Consider the following 18866-nt stretch of genomic DNA (forward strand, 5'->3'; position numbering starts at 1 on the left):
TCGCAGAATTTTCGTGCGAGATGACCGCAGCAGATCGGCCGTCTCTTCGCGCGTCATCGGGAATGGTCCCGAGCAACCGAAGGAGACAATACCATGGCAACCACGATCGCAGCTCTGACGCAGAAGACCGATGGCACTCTCGAGGGTGTCTTCGCCACGATCCGGGTCAACGCCCCTATCGCCATCATCCCCAACGCCAACAAGGCAAGCGAAGAAGCCCCCGACTACCGCGTCATCCACCGCAAGACCGGCTTTGAAATCGGCGCGGCCTGGAACCGTGTCGCCCGCCAGACCGGAGAGGAGTACCTCTCGGTGAAGCTGGAGGCTCCGGAGATCGGGGTGATCTTCGGCAACCTTGCGCAGGCGCCGGGCGGTGATCCGAACCGCAAGGTGATCCTCTGGAATAATCCGAACTGAACCGCCAAAGCCGGTCCCGACCAATCGGGACCGGCGCCCTGAATGCGTTCGGCCCAAGCGGACTGTACATGGTCGATAGGACCCGGTGAGGGCATCGAGCCCGCACCGGGTCCGCTACCGCTGCCACACGAGATCAAAAACTATCCGCTCAGGGTGCCAAGTCTGTCACGAGCAATCGTGCCGCCTCAAGGACGAGCGGTCCCCCCGAAATGCTTCGCATTTTGGCTCCCCCGCCCGCCGGCTCCGCCGGTCGCGTCCCGCGATCCTTGACCCAGCCCGATCCTCGCGACCACCGGCGCCATCTTTCACATTATTCAAGGAGATGACGGCAATGACGGTTGCACTGGAAGACCACATCGAGGAACTGCGCCGCGAGCTGAATTGCTGCGACCCGGCCGAGCGCGCTCAGATCGCAGAGGAGCTCGAACTGACACAGGCGGAATTGGAAGTGGCAATCGCCGAACAGGAGGGCCGCATCGATGCCAAGCCTCCCTTCTAAGGAAGGCCATAGCCATGTGTAGACCGCTGACGGCGCGCTTAGGAATGGTCTGCATTCTGTCGAATGGTCGGACGGGGCTCGCTGAGGTCTGAATAGTTCGGTGCAGGCAAATTGCGCGGTCTTGCGGATGGTCAGCTCTTCAGGAAACGGCAGGACGTTGGTTACGATTGATCCGCAGGGTGGGTTGACCGCTCCCAACTCGACCGATTACGCGGGAGTCTACCCTTGGGATCATTGACTTCGATCCGATTCTTGCCTTCGAGCCGTTCGCTGAAGATAACGACATTCGCCCCACCCGGATTGGCTATGCTGGGAAAAATGATGCCTGTATGGCCGGCCTCTAGTACGAGATCTCCCAGTACCCATGTCGGCGGCTCGACGTGCAGGTCGAATTTGTGGTGGCGCCAGTCCTCCCGCCAGCTATGCCAGAGGTCGTCCCATGGGGCGCCGTGGCTCAGCTGTTGACGGTCGACGAGGTTTACCAATGTCGCGGTGTACGAGCAAACGGTGCAGGGCGGCAGAAAAGGAGAGGTCTGCTGATACTCACGGAGGGCAGTTACTTCGTCCAACGCTAGGTAAAGAGCTTCGACGCCCTCTCGATTGAACCGGCCGCCCTTGCGCGCCGCGCCGCTCCTCGGCAAGCTGGCCCATTCTGGCAGCCGCTCGCGTCTCGGACATAACTTGGCTCGCATCGGCTGGCGCTGCCGTCTCTCAGCCGGATGCCACTCAAGGGGTTACTTCGTCTTCATTGTCGTCGACGATCATGCACACCTTTGTTCGAACGGCCGCGACGCGCCCGCGTTCGGCCGGCGCAATAAGCATGAGTACGGCTTGGCGTTAAACCCGGACAAAGCGGTTTGCCTTTGCTGCCTGATCCATATCCTTCCGCCGAAAGTAGATCGCGCGCCCGCAACGGATCGGGCTATGACCTTGCACGATAATGATCTGCTCGTCCTTGCGCATCGACTGGGTGATTTCGTGTGGCATGATCAGCGACCGGCGCTGGAAATTAACGCTTTCGGATTGGCGGGCCCTGGCGGTTTTTGTGTTCCAGCCAACGTTACGGGAACTCCTCTTCACCTCGACCGTCATCTCACCGCATTGGGCGGAGACGTTGCGCGCTGTGTCCAGCGCTTTGATCGCGGCATAGCTCGTGAAGGCGCAGCCGTCGATCCACGACGTCGCGCCATCCCTCCCGAAATGCCGCTCCAGCTGGCCGACCGATTGGTACATCAGCATCATTGAGATGCCGTACTTTCGGCCGCGGTCGCGCGCCTCTTCCATAACGCGCATGTATCCCAGAAGATCGACCTCATCGAGCATGAACAACGCCCGGCGCTTGAAGCCGCCATCGGCGTGGATCATGGCATTGATCAGTGAGCCGATGATCACGCGGCCGATGCTCGGATAGGAGCGCAGGATCGATGCCGGGATGTTGAGGAAGACGTCCTTCTTGCCCGAGACGATGTCACTCGATTTGAAAGCATTGCCACAGACGAGTGCGGCGTAGCTGTCGAGCGACAGCCACTGGCAGTCCTTCGATGCTGTCGAGTAGACGCCTGAAAACGTCTGCTCAGTCATGTTGGTGAAAACGCCGAGGGTCTCGCGGATGAAGGCCGATTGCGAGTGCTCCTGAATGTCGCGCAGCATCGCCAGCACCGAGGGCTCCGGCTCGGAGACGATCTGCCGAAGACTGCGCAAGGTTCGCCGCCCTTCATATTCCGGCGACAGCATCACGTGCGCGAGCAGGCCGGTCAGGAGATTGTGTGCTTGGTTCTGGAAGTAGGAACCGCTCGAGCTTTCGAAGCGCACGCTCTCCGACAAGAGCATGTGGGCAATGCCGACGATGTCCTCTTCCTTTCGCTGCGAGTACTCGATTCCGTCGAGCACGTTGAAGCCCATGATCGGGTTTGTCGGATCAAGCACCATCACCTCGCGTCCAAGCACGCGGGTGCGGTGCTCGACCACCATGGGCGCGACTTCGGTCGAGGGATCGAGGCAGATCAGCGGGCCGGTATAACGCAGCGCCGTCGGCACGACATTGCTTGTGGTCTTGTATCCACCCGACCCGGCAAAGAAGAGCATATGGGTGGAATCGAAATCCTGCTTGTAGGTCAGTAGCGGCGCTTTGCCGCCTTTCCCCCATGTGGCCGGATCGTTTGGATCGAAGGGCAGTTCATGGACGATGTCCTTGTCGACGCGGTAGCGCTCGCCGACGACGATCTCGCCGTCCGGCGGAAACAGTTTTCCCGCCGCCGACATCGGCAGCCAGTCCGCGTCCCCGAAGGTTCCGCGCCTGGCGCGCTTTACCGGTTCGGGGACCACAGTGGAAACGCGCGCGGCCACAGCCACGGCCATGAAGCCAACGACTGCGCTGACGACAGCGACTATGTCGAGATAGGACAGCGCCTGATCCCATGATAGCGCGCCGCTTTCCACGGATGGGGACAGTCGGCAGAATTCACGCAGCGCGTAGAGGCTGGCGACTGTCAAAAAACAAACGAGGCTCGCCATGGCTACCGGCATTCGCCGGTGCAACGGCAAGGCCCAAACGGTCAACAGGCCTGCGAGCGGCCCGAGCAATAGCGGTAGTAGCGGTGAGGCTCGTAGAAACCAGTATGCCGCCTTCCCGGACAGTCCGGCGGCGAGCACCGACCAGCGCCAGCCCACGACATAGACCGCAAAGGCGGTGACAGCGACGGGCAAGAGAATGAGCAAATGGCTCGGATGCGGTTTTGACTTCAGTGCCATTACGCCGTCTCCGCGATACGAGGTGATCCGCCCTCTGACGCGGGCGCCTTGAATGCTTCCTCACCGATATCGCGCAGGCGCCGATGCTCGGCAGTGCCCGGCGCGACGCTTGCAAGTTCGATGAGACCGCCGAGTAGAAACGCCCGGTCGGCCTTCGTGAGACCCGCTCTCGCGACAATGCCACCGAGCAGGGTTTTCTCGCGGGACTCTCGCTTTCGTTCACTCGTCATGAGAAACCTCCGCCGTCGTTCCAGACCCGCCACTTGCCGGTCGACGCGGCGAAGCAGTTGAGCCAAAGGCCCCTTCCTTCTCTCCTTTGCGAAATCGAGCAGCGATCTCCCCGAAGACCGCGTCAAGTTCCTCGTCAGTGATCTCCATTTCCGCCAGACCCGATTTCGTGGCGGCGCGCGCAAACCGCTCGGCGGATTTTACTATCAGCGTTCGTCTACGGTCGCGCAGCTTCTCGATCTGGGCGTCGATATCGGAAATCGATGTTTTTGTGACCATCCTGGTGTCCTTCCGTGTTTGAGAAATCTGACCAGCGTCGATTATACTATCTATAAAATGATAGTAAATCGAGCTAGGATGCACCATCCCGAAAACGTCGCGGTCGGAATTCCGACCGTCGGTCGCCTTCCGGAGAAGCGGCATCGGTCCTTCGGTCCGACCGGTTTGAGGGCGCAATATACGTCGCTGGCGCGACGTGCTCGGAAAGGTCTGGAGACAGTCGTGGCGATCATGTTCGTCAGAGCGCAGGTGATCAGCAGGGGAGCGGGACGCAGTATCGTCTCGGCCGCCGCATACCGCCATCGCGCCCGGATGATGGACGAGCAGGCCGGAACGTCCTTCAGCTATCGTGGTGGCGCGTCGGAGCTGGTGCATGAGGAACTGGCGCTGCCGGACGATATCCCGGGCTGGCTGCGGGCGGCGATTGCGGGGAAGACTGTCGCCGCGGCAAGCGAGGCGTTCTGGAATGCGGTGGATGCGTTTGAGACGCGGGCGGACGCACAGCTTGCGCGGGAGTTGATCATTGCTTTGCCGGAAGAGCTGACGCGAGCGGAGAATACCGCGCTCTTTCGTGAATTTGTCCGCGACAACTTCACGTCGAAAGGAATGATCGCTGACTGGGTGTTTCACGACAAGGACGGCAATCCACATATCCATCTGATGACGGCGCTCAGGCCCCTCACGGAGGAGGGGTTTGGGCCGAAGAAGGTGCCGGTCCTGGGCGATGACGGGGAGCTGTTGCGTGTCGTCACGCCGAACAGGCCGAACGGCAAGATCGTCTACAAGCTCTGGGCCGGCGACAAGGAAACCATGAAGGCATGGAAGGTCGCCTGGGCCGAAACGGTCAACCGTCACCTGGCGCTGGCCGGCCATGAGATCCATCTCGACGGCCGCTCCTATGCTGAGCAAGGCCTCGACGGGATCGCACAGAAACACCTCGGTCCGGAGAAGGCGGCGCTCGCGCGCAAGGGTGTCGAGATGTATTTTGCGCCGGCTGATCTGGCGCGGCGGCAGGAGATGGCCGACCGGCTGCTTGCCGATCCGGAGCTTCTCCTCAAGCAGCTCGGCAACGAACGCTCCACCTTTGATGAGCGCGATATCGCCAAGGCGCTGCACCGCTATGTCGACGATCCAGTGGACTTCGCCAATATCCGCGCGCGGCTTATGGTTTCGGGCGATCTGGTGCTGCTGAAGCCGCAGCAGGTCGACACCCAAATGGGCAAGGCGACAGAGCCGGCGGTGTTCACCACGCGGAAAATCCTGCGCCTCGAATATGATATGGCGCAGTCTGCCGAGGTTCTGTCAGTGCGAACGGGCTTCGCCGTCTGCGCTGCCAAGGTCTCCGCCGCCGTCCGAAGCATTGAAACGGCCGATCCGGAAAAGTACTTCAGGCTCGATTCCGAGCAGGTCGATGCCGTTCGTCATGTCACGCGTGACGACGGCATCGCCGCCGTCGTTGGTCTTGCGGGGGCGGGCAAGTCGACGCTGCTTGCTGCCGCACGCGTTGCCTGGGAAAGCGACGGCCGGCGGGTGATCGGCGGGGCCCTCGCCGGCAAGGCCGCCGAAGGGTTGGAGGACAGTTCCGGCATCCGGTCGCGCACGCTGGCTTCGTGGGAATTAGCTTGGGCCGCTGAGCGTGAGCAGCTCAGCCGTGGCGATGTGCTGGTGATCGATGAGGCCGGCATGGTCTCCTCGCAGCAGATGGCGCGCGTCCTGAGAATTGCCGAGCAGGCAGAAGCGAAGGTCGTGCTCGTCGGTGACGCGATGCAGCTTCAACCGATCCAAGCGGGTGCGGCGTTCAGGGCAATCACAGAACGGATCGGCTTTGCGGAACTTGCCGGTGTGCGCCGCCAACGTGATGCGTGGGCGCGCGAGGCATCCCGCCTATTCGCCCGCGGCAAGGTCGAAGAGGGCCTCGACGCCTACGCCCAGCAGGGCCGTATTGTCGAGACCGAAACCCGGGCCGAGATCATCGACCGCATGGTTGCAGATTGGGCCGATGCCCGTCATCAACTGCTGCGCAAATCGGCTGCGGGCGAACATGCGGATCGTCTTCGCGGTGACGAACTGCTTGTTCTCGCCCACACCAACAATGACGTTCGGAAGCTGAACGAGGCCTTACGCAAGGTCATGATCGACGCGAGCGCGCTGACAGGAGCGCGGCAATTCCAGACGGCACGTGGACTTCGTGAGTTTGCCGCCGGCGACCGGGTCATCTTCCTCGAAAACGCCCGCTTCCTCGAACCGCGCGCAAGGCGGCTTGGTCCCCAATATGTGAAGAACGGTATGCTTGGCACGGTCATTTCGACTGGCGACAAACGCGTAGACGCGCTGCTGACGGTGCATCTCGATAATGGCCGCGACGTCGTGATCAGCAAGGACAGCTACCGCAATGTCGATCACGGCTATGCCGCGACCATCCATAAATCTCAAGGCTCGACCATCGATCGGACCTTCGTGCTCGCCACCGGAATGATGGACCGGCATCTGACCTATGTGGCGATGACCCGGCATCGGAACCGCGCCGATCTCTACGCTGCGCGCGAGAATTTTGAACCGAAGCCGGAAAGGGGGCGCAGGCCGCGTGTCGATCACGCATCCGGCGTCACCGGTGAATTGGTGGACACCGGGTGGGCCAGGTTCCGGCCGCAGGATGGTGATGCAAAGGAAAGCCCGTACGCCGATGTGAGGACGGACGACGGAACCGTTTACCGACTTTGGGGCGTGAGCCTGCCGAAGGCACTGGAGCAGAGTGGAATCTCGACAGGCGATACCGTGACGCTCCGCAAGGATGGCGTCGAGACGGTCACGGTAAAGGTGTCCGTCACTGATGAAGAGACCGGCAAGAAGCGCCTCGAGGAACGTCAGGTCGAGCGAAACGTCTGGACTGGAACACAAGTCGAAACTGCCGATGCGCGCAAGGCTAGGATTGAGCAAGAAAGCCATCGGCCGGATGTGTTCAAGCGGCTTGTTGAGCGACTTGGGCGATCTGGCGCCAAGACAACGACGCTCGATTTCGAAAGCGAGGAAGGCTATCGGGAGCATGTCCGTGATTTTGCCCGCCGGCGCGGCATCGAGACGCTCGCCCGGGTCACTTTGGAATTAGAGGAGGGCGCGGCGCGACGGTCGGCGTGGCTTGCGGAGAAGCGGTCGCAGCTGGTGAAGCTCTGGGAGAGGGCGAGCATTGCGCTCGATTTCGCGATCGAACGGGAACAGAGCGTCTCCTACAGGGAGGAACGCAGAGAAGCCTTCGCCGCCGGTATCCCGTTGGGTGGGAACTATTTGATTCCACCCGCCACCGAATTCCCGCGCAGCGTTGAAGAGGATGCGCGTCTTGCGCAGCTCTCCTCGGAACGGTGGAAGGAGCGGGAGGAAATACTTCGGCCAGTGCTGCAGAAAATCTATCGCGACCCCGATGGCGCGCTGTCGGCGCTCAACGCTCTGGCGTCGGGTGCAGGCGTCGAGCCGCGCAAGATTGCAGAAGATCTTGCCCTGGCGCCCGACCGCCTTGGCCGCCTGTGCGGATCCAATCTGATGATCGATGGCCGCGCCGCCCGCGACGAGCGCAACGCTGCCATGGCCGCCCTATCGGAGCTGCTGCCGTTGGCGCGCGCGCATGCAACCGAGTTCCGCAGGCAGGCCGAGCGCTTCGCCATCCGCGAGCGACAGCGGCGCGCTGATATGTCATTGTCCATTCCCGCGCTTTCGAAACAGGCGATGGCGCGTCTCGTCGAAGTCGAGGCGGTTCGGGAGCGCGGCGGGGCCGATGCCTACAAGACTGCCTTCGCCTATGCCGCGGAGGACCATTTGCTTGTTCAGGAGGTCAAGGCCGTCAACGAGGCGTTGACCACACGTTTTGGCTGGTCTGCCTTCACCGCGAAGGCCGATTCGATCGCCGAGCGAAATGTTGCCGAGCGCATGCCGGCAAATCTCACAACTGACCACTGTGAAAACCTAGTGCGCCTGTTCGAAGTGATCAGGCGTTTCAGTGACGAGCAGTATCTCGCAGAAAAGCAGGATCGCTCGAAAATCGTCGCCGGCGCAAGCATCGAGTTCGGAAAGGAGACAGTGCCCGTGTTGCCCATGCTTGCCGCCGTCACGGAGTTCAAGACATCGATTGCCGATGAAGCGCGGGAAAGGGCGCTTGCCGTTCCCCATTACAATTATCATCGCGCCGTCCTCGCCGAGGCGGCAACGCGCATCTGGCGCGATCCGGCCGGCGCGGTCGCCAAGATCGAGGAGCTTGTCGTGAAGGGCTTTGCCGGCGAGCGGATTGCCGCAGCCGTCAGCAACGATCCGGCCGCCTATGGCGCGCTGCGTGGCTCCGACCGCATCGTGGACAGGTTGCTCGCTGTCGGCCGGGAGCGGAAGGCGGCGCTTCAGGCTCTGCCCGAAGCGACAAGTCGTGTCCGTTCCCTCGGAGCGTCTTACACCGCCGCGTTTGAGGCCGAAACCCAAGTTGTGGCCGGCGAGCGCCGGCGTATGGCGGTCGCCATTCCCGGTCTATCGCAGAAGGCTGAGGGCGCGCTGCGGCAGTTGACGACCGAGATGAAGAAGAGGGAGGGCAAGATCGAGATTGCCGCGGGTTTTCTCGATCCGCGCGTCGTCCAAGAATTCGTCTCCGTCAGCCGGGCGCTCGACGAGCGCTTCGGCAGAAACGCCATCCTGCGTGGCGAGAAGGACGTCATCAATCGCGTTTCGCCGGCGCAGCGCCGCGCATTGGAGGCGATGCGGGATCGGCTGCAGGTCTTGCAGCAGACGGTTCGCGTGCAGAGCAGTCAGGAGATCATTTCGGAGCGTGAGCGGCGCGTCATCGACCGCGCCCGTTGAATTACCGGAGCGCATTGAAGAAGAAGGCAGAAGGAGAAGCGCAAGGCTGAACACGAACCCTTTACGATCGATCGGCCGTACTGAGATCGCCACCGGGCGGTTATCAAGGATCAGATTGCGTTAGCCAACCTCACCGTAACGCTGAAGAGATGACCAAGCCCGGCATGCGCGACGTTGGTGGCCTGGTTTGCAGATTGCGTCAAAGGGTGTTTCCTGCGGTATTTGCATCAGCGCTCATGCTGAAGCGGGCATTTCGCGCGGCGGCCGCCATCTTACGATCCTCGCGCACATCGGCGCCATTGTGCACGGGAACACGATCTATCTCGGCCGCACCGCCGCCCGAGCACAGGGAAGGATGTTCCGAATTGCTGTACATTCCTTGCCACTGAGTTGGGAGCATCAATCTCGCCGGCATCTATTCCCAGGAAAAGCGGCAAGGTTTCAGGCCTTAGTACCTCTGCACAGAGGATTTGACGGGTTGGGTTGCAGCGTGGGTAGGCTGTTGTGATTGACGAGCAGTTCGATGCTTCGGGCCACGCCGGGTTTCCTTCGGATTAAGCCGGCCCGCTCGAGGGTGAGCACCATTTGGTGGACAGATGGTGGGGGGACGCCGAAATAGCGTTGCAGGTCACGCTAGGCCGGCGCCCGTTCGTTGATCTGGCTATAGGCCCAGATGAAGGCGAGGTACTGGCCCTGCTTTTCGGTGAAGCGGGGTGGCGCTGCCAGCTGCCCGTCAAGTAATTGATTCGATCATGTTTGGAGGCGTACCATCGGACTAGCGACGTCTGGGGCAGAAGTCACCACAATCGGCTAATATCCGGGAGCGTGTCGAAAACTTCGTCCGCTGAAATCAGCGGGATTCCAAGAGCGAGCGTGGTCGCCGCCAGCAATCGGTCGAATGGGTCGCGATGCTCCCAGGCGAGGGTCGCCCCTTTCAAACACACTTCCGGCGCCAAGGCCGCAACTCTGCCACCCTGTTCAGCCAGCAAGCTCGGCAAGTCATTGATGAATGGTTCCATCTCCGGCCACTTGCCGATACGGACTTTCTGCCCAATCTCGAAGAAACTGATGGGACTGACAAAAACGCTGTCAGCCTCCGTGATGAGAGCGGTTGCCTTGGTGGACAGGCGCATATCGCCCGTTAGTGACCATGCCCAAGCATGGGTATCGAGAAGCACAGCTGTCACACCGCGCCTTCCCAAAGAGCGAGTTCATCTTCACTCATCGGCTTAAAGAAATCCGGTCCCTGCCCTGTGACCTTGCCCTTCAGCAGCCCGACGGTGAACTTGCTTTGTGGAATAGCAACGATCCGGGCAACAGGGGTCTTGCCCTTCGCGATGACAACTTCTTCGCCAGCCTTTGCCGCCTCGATGAGTTTGGACAGATTCGTTTTGGCGTTATGGATTGTAACTTGCATGGGAGTTCCGTTTAGCTAACTTGGCTATACTTAGTGCTTTTGCCTCTGAGAATCCAGTCTCATCGCGTGGAGCGCGAGCGAGGGCTACGAATTCAATAGAGCCCGATGCCGTGCGCGCTATCTGTCGCAAAGCCCTTTCTCATGAATTGCCGTGTTCACGTTACATCAGCGTGAGGCGGTAATGTATGATTTTAGAACCACTTTCTGATTTCGAAGATTTGCCGCAGAGACGTCTGATGTGGCGAGGATATTGTCTACCGTCGGGGACCGAAAATGGGGCTATGCGGGAAAGGGCGCTTTGCCAGAACTGCGAACCCGTGCGGACAACCATGCCTGCAGGGTACCCGCAAAGAGGGCGGGCCACCGCCTCCGCGGCATCCTTACATCGCGCCGAAAGGCACGCTGCCGGCCGAGTGCCACTCAACGTGTTCACCTGAAAACTTCGCGACGGCGCACAGGCTTCCTAGCAGAAGTGTCCTGATGCCATAGAAGGTGATGGTGTCCTGCGCGTCGACTTGGAGGTGCAGACCTTCATCCGTCAGCCTCAGGATCGCACGCGCGTCGCCGAAGTCGAGCAACCTATCGGCGCCCATATCGTCGATCGAGCGGCAATAGTTTCCGGAACGCGCGCAGACCTTTTCCGCGACCCGTTCCGGATGCGGGACCAGTACGTAGGCTTCGGCGGTGTGCTTGTACATTGAAATTCGTGGCCTCCAATCTGCGCCATCCAAGCCCGGAAATCGGCCCTTCGGCGGCTCCGCGCCCTGTTGCTACACGTTCGTGGATTCGCACCTATTTCGGCGGTTACGACGCAGTTCGCTCGTCATCGAACTACTCACATCTGCGATATTTATGCACGGTTGGGTCGAGCATACGACTACTGATTCTATTAGTCGTCCGAGCGGCAAAACTCGTGTCCAGTAGCCAGAGACGGAGATTTCTTCGGAGATTGGTGATGGAGATACTGGATGTACCTGCCGCAGGGCACGGAGAATTTGCGGACCTGATCGACTCGATGCATCGGTTGCGTGCCCGCGTCTTTGGCGACAGGCTGGGCTGGGATGTAGACATAAGGGACGGTCGTGAAACCGATGCTTACGATCAATTCAATCCTACCTATATCCTGGCTGTCACGGCCACGCGTGCGGTAGCGGGTTGCGCGAGGCTTCTCCCTGCCACCGGGCCGACGATGCTCGCCAATACCTTCCCGCAACTCCTCTCATCGCGACGGCTGGACGCTCACGCGGGCATGGTCGAAAGCTCGCGCTTTTGTGTCGACACTGCGCTCGACGAAGGCAGGACGCAGGGGCTTCTCCACAGGACTACGCTGAAGATGTTCGCCGGCATCATCGAGTGGTCGATGGCGAACGGCTACCGCGAGGTCGTCACGGCCACTGACTTGCGTTTCGAGCGCATTCTGAAGCGCGCTGGGTGGCCAATGCGGCGCCTTGGCCGGCCGTGCTCCATTGGCAACACGATGGCCGTAGCAGGAGTTCTTTCTGCAGATGTCGCAAGTCTCACTCGGATTCGTGCTGTGATCAACAACAGACGTAAAGCCTAAAGAGGAGAAGCCTTTGAGTTCAGCGCGGCGCCAGATCCTGATTGGTTCGACCGATCCGGATTACTACTTGCTGCTCGTCCATATCCTGGAATCCCAGGGATATCAGGTTATTCTTGGTTCCGGGGTCGAGGAGATTGTCCATTTTGCAGGCGAGTACGATGTCGGAGCCATCCTTCTCGATTGTCGATCGGGAGAAGATTGGGTTCCTGCAGCCTGTGTAAAGCTGAAACAGGAGCCGCGGACATTCGGGATCACGACGGTCGGATTGATTGGACCTGGTGCGGAAAGTCGGTTTATCGATCTGCTGAAGGCCGGTATTGACGAGAATTTCGTAAGACCGATTACTCCTTCCAAGCTACTCAGCTTCCTTCGCGACCGTATCCTCCTTCCGCACGCGTCGGGTCCAATGGCGAGCGACGGTCATATCCTCGCCTGTGCAGGAATTGAACTGAATACCAACAGGCACAGCGTCAGGCGTTTGGGCATCAGCGTCCACTTGGGACCGATCGAATTCCGGTTGCTTCAGTTCCTGATGGAGAACCGCGAGCAGACGTGCAGTCGCGCACAACTCATCGAAGCTGGTTGGCCCGAGCGTCGTTTCGTCGACCTCAAGACGGTCAACGTCCATATTGGTCGACTGCGCAAGGCGCTTAGCGTGGCAGGTGGCCCTGATCTCATCCGAACGGTTCGATCGTCCGGCTACATGCTCGATGGCTCCAGTCAGGAGCAATCGCAGCACAAGGCGGATCGGCCGGGCGAAGGGACCGGCGACTAGGACAGCATCCCGGCTGACGAAAAGGAACATCCGTCATGGATCTGGTAATCCGAAATGGGGGTCTAATCACCGGCGACGGCAAGACGTTTCACAAACGGGCTGCCGTATTTGTCCGGAAGGGAAGGATCGCCGGTATCGAAGTCGCGGAGGTTGCCGCAGGCGCTGAAATCGCGGCGCGAGAAACCATCGATGCAACCGGCGGCATCGTTATGCCAGGTCTCATAAACGCACATGCGCATGGATGTATTCGGGGGCCTTCCATGCCGAGCGGCTCGAAGCCATTTGAAGGCGAAGATGTCGCCTATTTCCGAAACCGCCATCTTCTTCAGGGAACAACGACCCTTCTCAACGTCTGCGGCCTGGCCATGGCTGACGAAGTAGATGTCAACGAGGCAGAACCTCATGCAATGGATATCCGCATTTCCACGGCTCACACTCCGAAAAACATCGAGGCGGCGCTTGTGGTCGACGGCAAGGGACTTTCGGCACGGCACCTGAGTGCGACGATAGATGACCTGTTGGCCTCCGGCGCGGTCGCGCTTGGTGAGGCAGGTGGCGGACAGACATTGGGTGGTGGCGCGCAAGAATACAGGTTCATCCCGCAAGCGTTCTTGCAGGAGTTCGGGGTCGAAGTGACGCCCGCAGCCGCGAGGCGCTTGAAGAACGCCGTCCTTGGCCGCTATCTCGATCCGGTAGACGGCCTAGCGAATTTGACACTGATCGACGAGCTGGAGCGTTGCGGTCTTTCCGGGGTCACCGGAGCGGATCGCGTTCGCGAGATCATTACGCAATCGGTGATGCCTTCGGTTGCCCTCTCGTTGGCCGGATTCGATCAAATCGCCCGCGAAGCCGAGCGGGTCGGATATCCCGCGATCTTCCACAACGCGGCGCCATCTGCGAAGCGTTTGATCGCCGTGGTCGAGAAGAACAAGAAGGCACGTTTCGTCGCCGGTCATAGCAATCACCCGAGTTTTCTCCCGGACGAGGCAGTCTCGATTGCTCGGAACCTGAGACGGAAGGGGGCTATCATCGATGTTTCGACATTGGATTGTATCGGGACCCGCTGGCGCAACGATCCCTCCAACCTCGATGCGCTGATCGATGCGGGCTGTGTCGATACGATTTCGACCGATTTTGCCGGCGGGCATTGGGATGGAATTCCTGAAGCGATCCAGCGGATGGTCAGAAAGAAGCAGTTGTCTGCGGCGGAGGCCGTTGCCCTTGCGACCGGGAATGTCGCGCGCGTCTTCACTCAAATGGCCGGTGACCGCGGGCTGATTGAAAAGGGCAAGCGTGCAGACCTGATCGTTGTCGACCACGTTAATCTGAGCCGCGTCAGGCATGTCGTGATTGCAGGCTGTATAGTCGTCAGGAATGGCCGGCTTGTCTGACGGCTTCAGCCTGAGCTTGGCTCTCGCGCCGACGCCGCAATTACGCGATATCGCCGACGGATGCGATCCGACTGACACAAGGGGCAGTGGTCGACATGTCAGTCGATCAAACGCATCCTCAGGCGCTGGAGGAGGGGAGCAGCATCTCCTCTTTTCAGTGCCTCAAAAGCCTGCAGGACAGTATATTGTGCCTTGGGAGAAAGCTTGCCCCGCGTTGCTGCCGAGAATTTATTGACGAGATCTTCCCAGGCTAAGGGGCGCGCCTTGTCCCCGCGCGGCGAGGTCACCTTAGAGGTGATCAATCTGCCGTCGATCATTTGCAGGCATACCCGCGCAAGGGTCTCTGTCGGAAAGCGTGCGTCGATCTCAGGATTGACCGAGAGATGAACCTTGCGGGCGAATTCGAGGAGGTCGGGCCTATCCAGCTGCGCATTACCGACTGGCGCCAGTGCCGCAGGCCCATCAACAACAGCAATCGCCATGCAATAGGGCAGGCTGTATTGGATCTCTGTCAATGTCCTGGGAGACACGGTGTTTGAGAGTCGGAGAGCCCATTGAAAGGTCTGAACTTCGATTGATGCGATTTGTTCGGTCCTGATGTCAGCAACTTCCGAAAGCGCCGCAAAGGCATCAAGAGCGGGATGGATGTAGCGGCAGCAGGAATAGGGTTTGAAATAGACCCTCGAGATCTCAGCTGGATCACCCAAGTCCGCGATAATGCTCGGCCAGTTGAAGTGCGACGCATGATCGAGCAAATCCAGCGGCCCGGTAAATCCCCGCTCCGCGAGGCGTAATGCGGTCAGGCCCGTCACGACACTCCAGGGAATACCCTCCTTGACGTCGTTCCCGGTGAGGTTGGCATAGCCGGAGCTGCCGTTTGCCTCCTGGTTTGGTGCGAGCACTCCGGCCACAGCGAGTGCGTGTGCGAGTGCCGGGGGATCGGTTCTGTAGAGGCGGCCGGCCGTGGCCGCAGCAGCATAGCCGGTCCAACGTCCCGATTGTCGGCTTTTGATCGCTTGCGGGTTCTGCGCCACGGCAATGCGAATTCCGATCTCGTATCCGAGAGCGATTGCGGTCAGGAGGTCATCGGCGGATGAACCAATCGCAGATGCCACGGAGAGTGCTACGGGTATCACAGCCGCACCGGGATGACCGCGCGCGGCGCGATGACCGTCGTCGAAATCGAGTGCGGAGGCTGACGCAGCGTTACAGACTGCCGCAGCAGTGACCCCGAGACATTCCCCCGTAAACCAGACCGAAGCCCGGCCGGTTCCAAAATCGTGCCGGGCGACCGCGCGGGCTGCGCGCGCACTCGGTACATCGCAGCCGACGACGTAGGCGGTGACTGCATCCACAATACAGCAGGTGGCACTTAACCTCAGGTCGGGAGGCAGAGCTTCGGAAGGATAGTTCGCCAGATACTCTGCGAGGATTTCGGTGACATACATCCGCCCCCTCCATAAAGCTTAGGCCGCCGGGCGTCAGTTCGTGCTAGATGAGGATGACGCCATGCCTTCATCTGGCGAGAACCAGGTTTCGTAAACATGAGCGGCGACGTAAAGGTCAAGCATAGGCAGGCCAACGCACGTAATGAGGATCGGGAATTCCGATCCGCCGCCCGCGTCGCAGAAATCCTTTAAGTTCAAGACACCGAGCACTGGGCCAAGCTGCTCCAATGTCGATCCCTTGCGTGAGAAGTAGAGCGCCAGGCTTTGGGAGTTTCGCCGCGACACCATAGAAACGTCGTCACAGAGCGCCAATCCGCACCGAAGAACGTTTTGGATATGGCCCGACGGCGTCTCGTCTCCACCGAGATGCAGGAAAACGGCATTTGGGCAGATTTCTGCGCTCTCAAACACCGGTGCGCTGGCATTGGAAGCGGTGATGACAAACCGGCAATCACGCAGCCTCTGATTATCCGCGACAGCTTCGAGCCGAATTCCAGGTGACTGTCTGTGTCTTTTAACGAGTTGGTGCGCGGAAGCGCCTGAGCGGCTGCGCACGAATATCTTCGAGACGATGCCGGCTCCGAAATGACCGAGCACTCTGATGATCTGCTCGGCAATGGGGCCTGCCCCAAAGAGGAAGACGGAGAGTTCTTCTGTTTTGGGAAAGAAAAGTTCAAGCGCCATCGAGGCATAGGTTGCCGTTCTTGCGGCAGAGATATCGGTTCCGTCCATCACGCAAAGCGGGCGCAGCGTGAAGTTGTCGAGCAGCAGGATCGTCGACGTCGAACGCGGCTGACCCAATTGACGGTTTATCGCATTGGCACCGACCACCTTGACGGCGGCGTATCTGGTCCCGACGCTGGAGAGCGCAGAGAGCTTCCAGCCTAATCGCTCGCCTTGCAACGTATCCCGGTAAGCTTCAAACTGGGGTTGGTTCCACAAGTCGGCTTCGGGAAGGGACAAAACAGATTTCAGGCCATGGGCCTGGCCCAAGCGGATGTCGGACCAAGCTGCCCTGGCGGCATCGTGGAGCGCGGATGCCTCGAGGCGGACGCCGAGGCGCTTCATTTCCGCAAGTGAAATGTATCTGGGTGTGCTCTCCATCACCGTTCTCCGTGGTTTTGTCGACGTCATGTGACGGGGAGCAATTTCCCATCTGGAATGGAGGGTTTAAAGGAAAGCTTCGGATACATTTTTGTCGTCTATAAATGAACGAGCAGAACCTTAGGTTGTGACCTAGTGTTTTCGTGCCACGAACAGGAGAGGCGCCTGGGAGGGATAGGGGATGGAAAGTGCCGCGGCAGTTCATCCGAAGCGTGCCCCAATTGCTTGCACATATCGCTCGTCGATCTGAGTCGAAGACGCTAGCCGCGTGCCTGACCGAGCAGCAGAATTCGTTTGCCCGTTCGCTGGTGGAGGGCGGCCGGTATTCCAGCATGAGTTCCGTTTTTCAACACGGCCTGGAACCGCTTCGCCAAAAGACCGAGACCGTCGAAACGGCAGCGCTTCGCGAATTGGTCCAGCGGCGATTGAACGGACCAATGATTTCTGCGACGGAAATGGAAATTCGCGTGGCGGGAATGATCGAGCGGAGAGACGGGTTGTTCGTGTGGACTCTTGAATATTCTGAGGATGCCGAACGCGATTTCGAGTTGATCTTCGATCATCTGTTCGACGCCTATGTCGAACTCGGGGAAGCGCCTGACGAGGCGGTGGAGCGTACTGCTGAACGGGTCAACAGATTGCGTGTCGAAATCGATCGTCTCGTCGATACGCCCTGTATCCCCGATATTCTTGCCGGGATCTTGCGGGCTTAGTTTGCGAACAAAATGCCGTCATGTCGGAGTATGCCGGTATCAGCTGACCAATAAGTTGAGGAGCGGCCGGAGCAATCCCGCTTTATCCAGCGCGTACACGTTATCAATGGCTTCGCAAGCACTGCTGTCTCCCACGACAGGGCTCGCAAGCCGTAAGAACTTGCCCTCGAGAGCTGATTTCCGCATGGGGTTACTTGCCTCTCCCTCCGCAACGTCTACGTGCCTTTCAAAGCTCTGCCCGTCGCGCAACTGCAAGCAAGCGCTTGCGGCGTGAGCGCTTTGAGGTGAGGCGTGGATGGTATGTGGCCTCAGCTCGATACTGTCTTGAAACCGCCCGGCGATCTCGTCATTGAGCCAGTCATCCACGAACCAGTCGGGACCCGGCTCAACGCCGAATACGGCCATAGCGATGGCGTGCGGTGCGCTGAACTGCGCTGCCCACATGTGCCGCGGACGCGCCTCGCTAAATGGCGGTTCGCACAAAATCGGAGGTGCGGTCACGACCAGCTTGGCGTGCAAGCCGTCGGCGGGATCAATGCCGGCCATCCGGACGACGTCGCGGCTGGCTTGGACACTGCTTTGGATGAGCCGACAGCAACTGAAGGGCTTGAAGCCAACCCGGAGAATTTCGTAGGCACCACCCAAGTCGTTGGTCAATCGATCGAAACGGCACTCGTCGGCGCCCGCCATCCGCCAGAAACCTGCCTCCCCCTCGAAGACATCCAAAGGCCCCTCGTAGCCGGCAGCGGCAAGGCGCGCGGCCAAGACGCCCATTTGCGCGGCCATGCCGAAGTTGTTCTTCGCCATCGATGGCGTGTCTCCGTAGACGGTCTTCATGACGGACGCGACTGGCGCATTCGTAGCGGCGATCGCGATTGCATGCGCCGCTCGTCCGGCGTCGAGACGCATGAGTTTCACGGCCGCGGCTGCTGCACCGAATATCTGCCAAGTCCCATGGCCGTGAATCGCCTTTCTGGGCTGGACGTGAGCCAGTGAGATGCCAACGCGGCAGCTCACTTCATAGCCGGTGATCACGGCCTCGAGTAATTCTGTGCCCGAACACTTCGTGTGCTCAGCGACCGATAAGGCTGCTGAAATCACCGTGGCTCCGGGGTGGCCCTTCTCGTAGATGTCGTCGAAGTCGAGCGCATTGATCAAAGTTGCCTTGACGAAGGCGGCAGCCGCCGGTTCGGCACAGCCACTGACAGGTCTGCCGGAGGAGGGTGCGACCTGGCTGTCCGCCCGCAGCACCTCGAGCATGCCAGCCATCGGCAGCTGATGCCCTCCGAACAGGCAGCCAAGCGAGTCCAGGAGGCAGAGCTTGGCCTTGTCGATGACGTCGCCGGGAACGCGAGCGAGTGCTTCCTCGGCGATATAGCTGCCGAGCGTTTGCGTGATAAAAGCGGTCATATCTGGTGTCCGATTACCCGAGGATGGAGATTGGAGGTCCATT

General features: G+C 60.1%; 18 protein-coding genes and 2 pseudogenes. 8 read left to right on the forward strand and 12 right to left on the reverse strand.

Annotated features, from left to right (window positions below):
* Positions 1 to 93: 93 nt before the first annotated feature.
* A complete protein-coding gene (locus AC3WWH_RS13920) occupies positions 94 to 417 on the forward strand; it encodes a DUF736 domain-containing protein (protein WP_058323403.1) in 324 nt (107 codons plus the stop codon).
* A gap of 331 nt (positions 418 to 748) precedes the next feature.
* Positions 749 to 916, forward strand: a complete 168-nt coding sequence (locus tag AC3WWH_RS13925; protein WP_197423518.1) for a hypothetical protein — start codon at positions 749 to 751, stop codon at positions 914 to 916.
* A 161-nt stretch (positions 917 to 1077) separates the two neighbouring features.
* Here AC3WWH_RS13925 and AC3WWH_RS13930 read toward each other — a convergent pair whose 3' ends face one another.
* The 4 genes from AC3WWH_RS13930 to AC3WWH_RS13945 all read right to left on the reverse strand — a co-directional run bounded on the left by AC3WWH_RS13930 (position 1078) and on the right by AC3WWH_RS13945 (position 4174).
* Entirely contained in the window at positions 1078 to 1608 is a 531-nt protein-coding gene (locus AC3WWH_RS13930; RefSeq protein WP_113399659.1) for an RES family NAD+ phosphorylase, read from the reverse strand.
* A 145-nt stretch (positions 1609 to 1753) separates the two neighbouring features.
* Complete coding sequence (traG, locus tag AC3WWH_RS13935; protein ID WP_113399658.1) at positions 1754 to 3667, reverse strand: Ti-type conjugative transfer system protein TraG; 1914 nt, start codon at positions 3665 to 3667, stop codon at positions 1754 to 1756.
* Positions 3667 to 3897 (reverse strand): conjugal transfer protein TraD, encoded by a 231-nt coding sequence (locus AC3WWH_RS13940; protein WP_058323405.1) that lies wholly within the window; start codon positions 3895 to 3897, stop codon positions 3667 to 3669. The genes traG and AC3WWH_RS13940 overlap by 1 nt, the downstream gene beginning before the upstream one ends.
* On the reverse strand, positions 3887 to 4174 hold the full coding sequence (locus AC3WWH_RS13945) for a TraC family protein (protein ID WP_113399669.1): 288 nt from the start codon (positions 4172 to 4174) through the stop codon (positions 3887 to 3889). Before AC3WWH_RS13945 ends, AC3WWH_RS13940 begins: the two co-directional genes overlap by 11 nt.
* Before the next feature lie 222 nt (positions 4175 to 4396).
* Between AC3WWH_RS13945 and traA the strand changes: the two genes are divergently transcribed.
* Entirely contained in the window at positions 4397 to 9004 is a 4608-nt protein-coding gene (traA, locus tag AC3WWH_RS13950; protein ID WP_492377063.1) for a Ti-type conjugative transfer relaxase TraA, read from the forward strand.
* Positions 9005 to 9203: 199 nt separating this feature from the next.
* Here traA and AC3WWH_RS13955 read toward each other — a convergent pair whose 3' ends face one another.
* The 5 genes from AC3WWH_RS13955 to rctB form a co-directional block, all read right to left on the reverse strand.
* The gene (locus AC3WWH_RS13955; protein ID WP_162764612.1) at positions 9204 to 9380 is read right to left on the reverse strand and encodes a hypothetical protein; all 177 of its coding nucleotides are present in this window, start codon (positions 9378 to 9380) and stop codon (positions 9204 to 9206) included.
* 65 nt (positions 9381 to 9445) lie between these two features.
* Positions 9446 to 9631 (reverse strand): helix-turn-helix domain-containing protein, encoded by a 186-nt coding sequence (locus tag AC3WWH_RS13960; RefSeq protein ID WP_492377105.1) that lies wholly within the window; start codon positions 9629 to 9631, stop codon positions 9446 to 9448.
* A 170-nt stretch (positions 9632 to 9801) separates the two neighbouring features.
* A complete protein-coding gene (locus tag AC3WWH_RS13965) occupies positions 9802 to 10191 on the reverse strand; it encodes a type II toxin-antitoxin system VapC family toxin (protein ID WP_058323407.1) in 390 nt (129 codons plus the stop codon).
* On the reverse strand, positions 10188 to 10421 hold the full coding sequence (locus AC3WWH_RS13970; protein WP_058323408.1) for a type II toxin-antitoxin system Phd/YefM family antitoxin: 234 nt from the start codon (positions 10419 to 10421) through the stop codon (positions 10188 to 10190). Before AC3WWH_RS13970 ends, AC3WWH_RS13965 begins: the two co-directional genes overlap by 4 nt.
* A 380-nt stretch (positions 10422 to 10801) precedes the next feature.
* On the reverse strand, positions 10802 to 11119 hold the full coding sequence (rctB, locus tag AC3WWH_RS13975) for an SMa0974 family conjugal transfer regulator (protein WP_082663692.1): 318 nt from the start codon (positions 11117 to 11119) through the stop codon (positions 10802 to 10804).
* A gap of 257 nt (positions 11120 to 11376) precedes the next feature.
* Here rctB and traI point away from each other — a divergent pair, with 257 nt between their 5' ends.
* Genes traI through AC3WWH_RS13990 form a run of 3 tightly spaced genes read left to right on the forward strand, consistent with a single transcriptional unit; the run spans position 11377 to position 14148 of the window.
* Complete coding sequence (gene traI, locus AC3WWH_RS13980) at positions 11377 to 11982, forward strand: acyl-homoserine-lactone synthase (protein WP_492377064.1); 606 nt, start codon at positions 11377 to 11379, stop codon at positions 11980 to 11982.
* Between the two features lie 13 nt (positions 11983 to 11995).
* A complete protein-coding gene (locus AC3WWH_RS13985; RefSeq protein ID WP_492377065.1) occupies positions 11996 to 12757 on the forward strand; it encodes a winged helix-turn-helix transcriptional regulator in 762 nt (253 codons plus the stop codon).
* Positions 12758 to 12792: 35 nt separating this feature from the next.
* Entirely contained in the window at positions 12793 to 14148 is a 1356-nt protein-coding gene (locus AC3WWH_RS13990) for an amidohydrolase family protein (protein ID WP_113511718.1), read from the forward strand.
* Positions 14149 to 14246: 98 nt separating this feature from the next.
* Here AC3WWH_RS13990 and AC3WWH_RS13995 read toward each other — a convergent pair whose 3' ends face one another.
* Positions 14247 to 15596 (reverse strand): MmgE/PrpD family protein, encoded by a 1350-nt coding sequence (locus AC3WWH_RS13995; protein ID WP_492377066.1) that lies wholly within the window; start codon positions 15594 to 15596, stop codon positions 14247 to 14249.
* Positions 15597 to 15629: 33 nt separating this feature from the next.
* The gene (locus AC3WWH_RS14000; protein ID WP_492377067.1) at positions 15630 to 16700 is read right to left on the reverse strand and encodes an ornithine cyclodeaminase; all 1071 of its coding nucleotides are present in this window, start codon (positions 16698 to 16700) and stop codon (positions 15630 to 15632) included.
* Positions 16701 to 16972: 272 nt separating this feature from the next.
* Here AC3WWH_RS14000 and AC3WWH_RS14005 point away from each other — a divergent pair.
* Positions 16973 to 17217, forward strand: a pseudogene (locus tag AC3WWH_RS14005) (type II toxin-antitoxin system ParD family antitoxin).
* A pseudogene (locus tag AC3WWH_RS14010) lies at positions 17198 to 17401 on the forward strand (type II toxin-antitoxin system RelE/ParE family toxin); the annotation flags it as partial. The pseudogenes AC3WWH_RS14005 and AC3WWH_RS14010, both read left to right, overlap by 20 nt.
* 51 nt (positions 17402 to 17452) lie before the next feature.
* On the opposite strand, the gene AC3WWH_RS14015 reads toward AC3WWH_RS14010, so the two are convergent.
* Entirely contained in the window at positions 17453 to 18823 is a 1371-nt protein-coding gene (locus AC3WWH_RS14015) for an MmgE/PrpD family protein (RefSeq protein ID WP_492377068.1), read from the reverse strand.
* Positions 18824 to 18866 lie beyond the last annotated feature (43 nt).

The organism is Ensifer sp. EB106-03-01-XG145 (genome assembly GCF_058792075.1).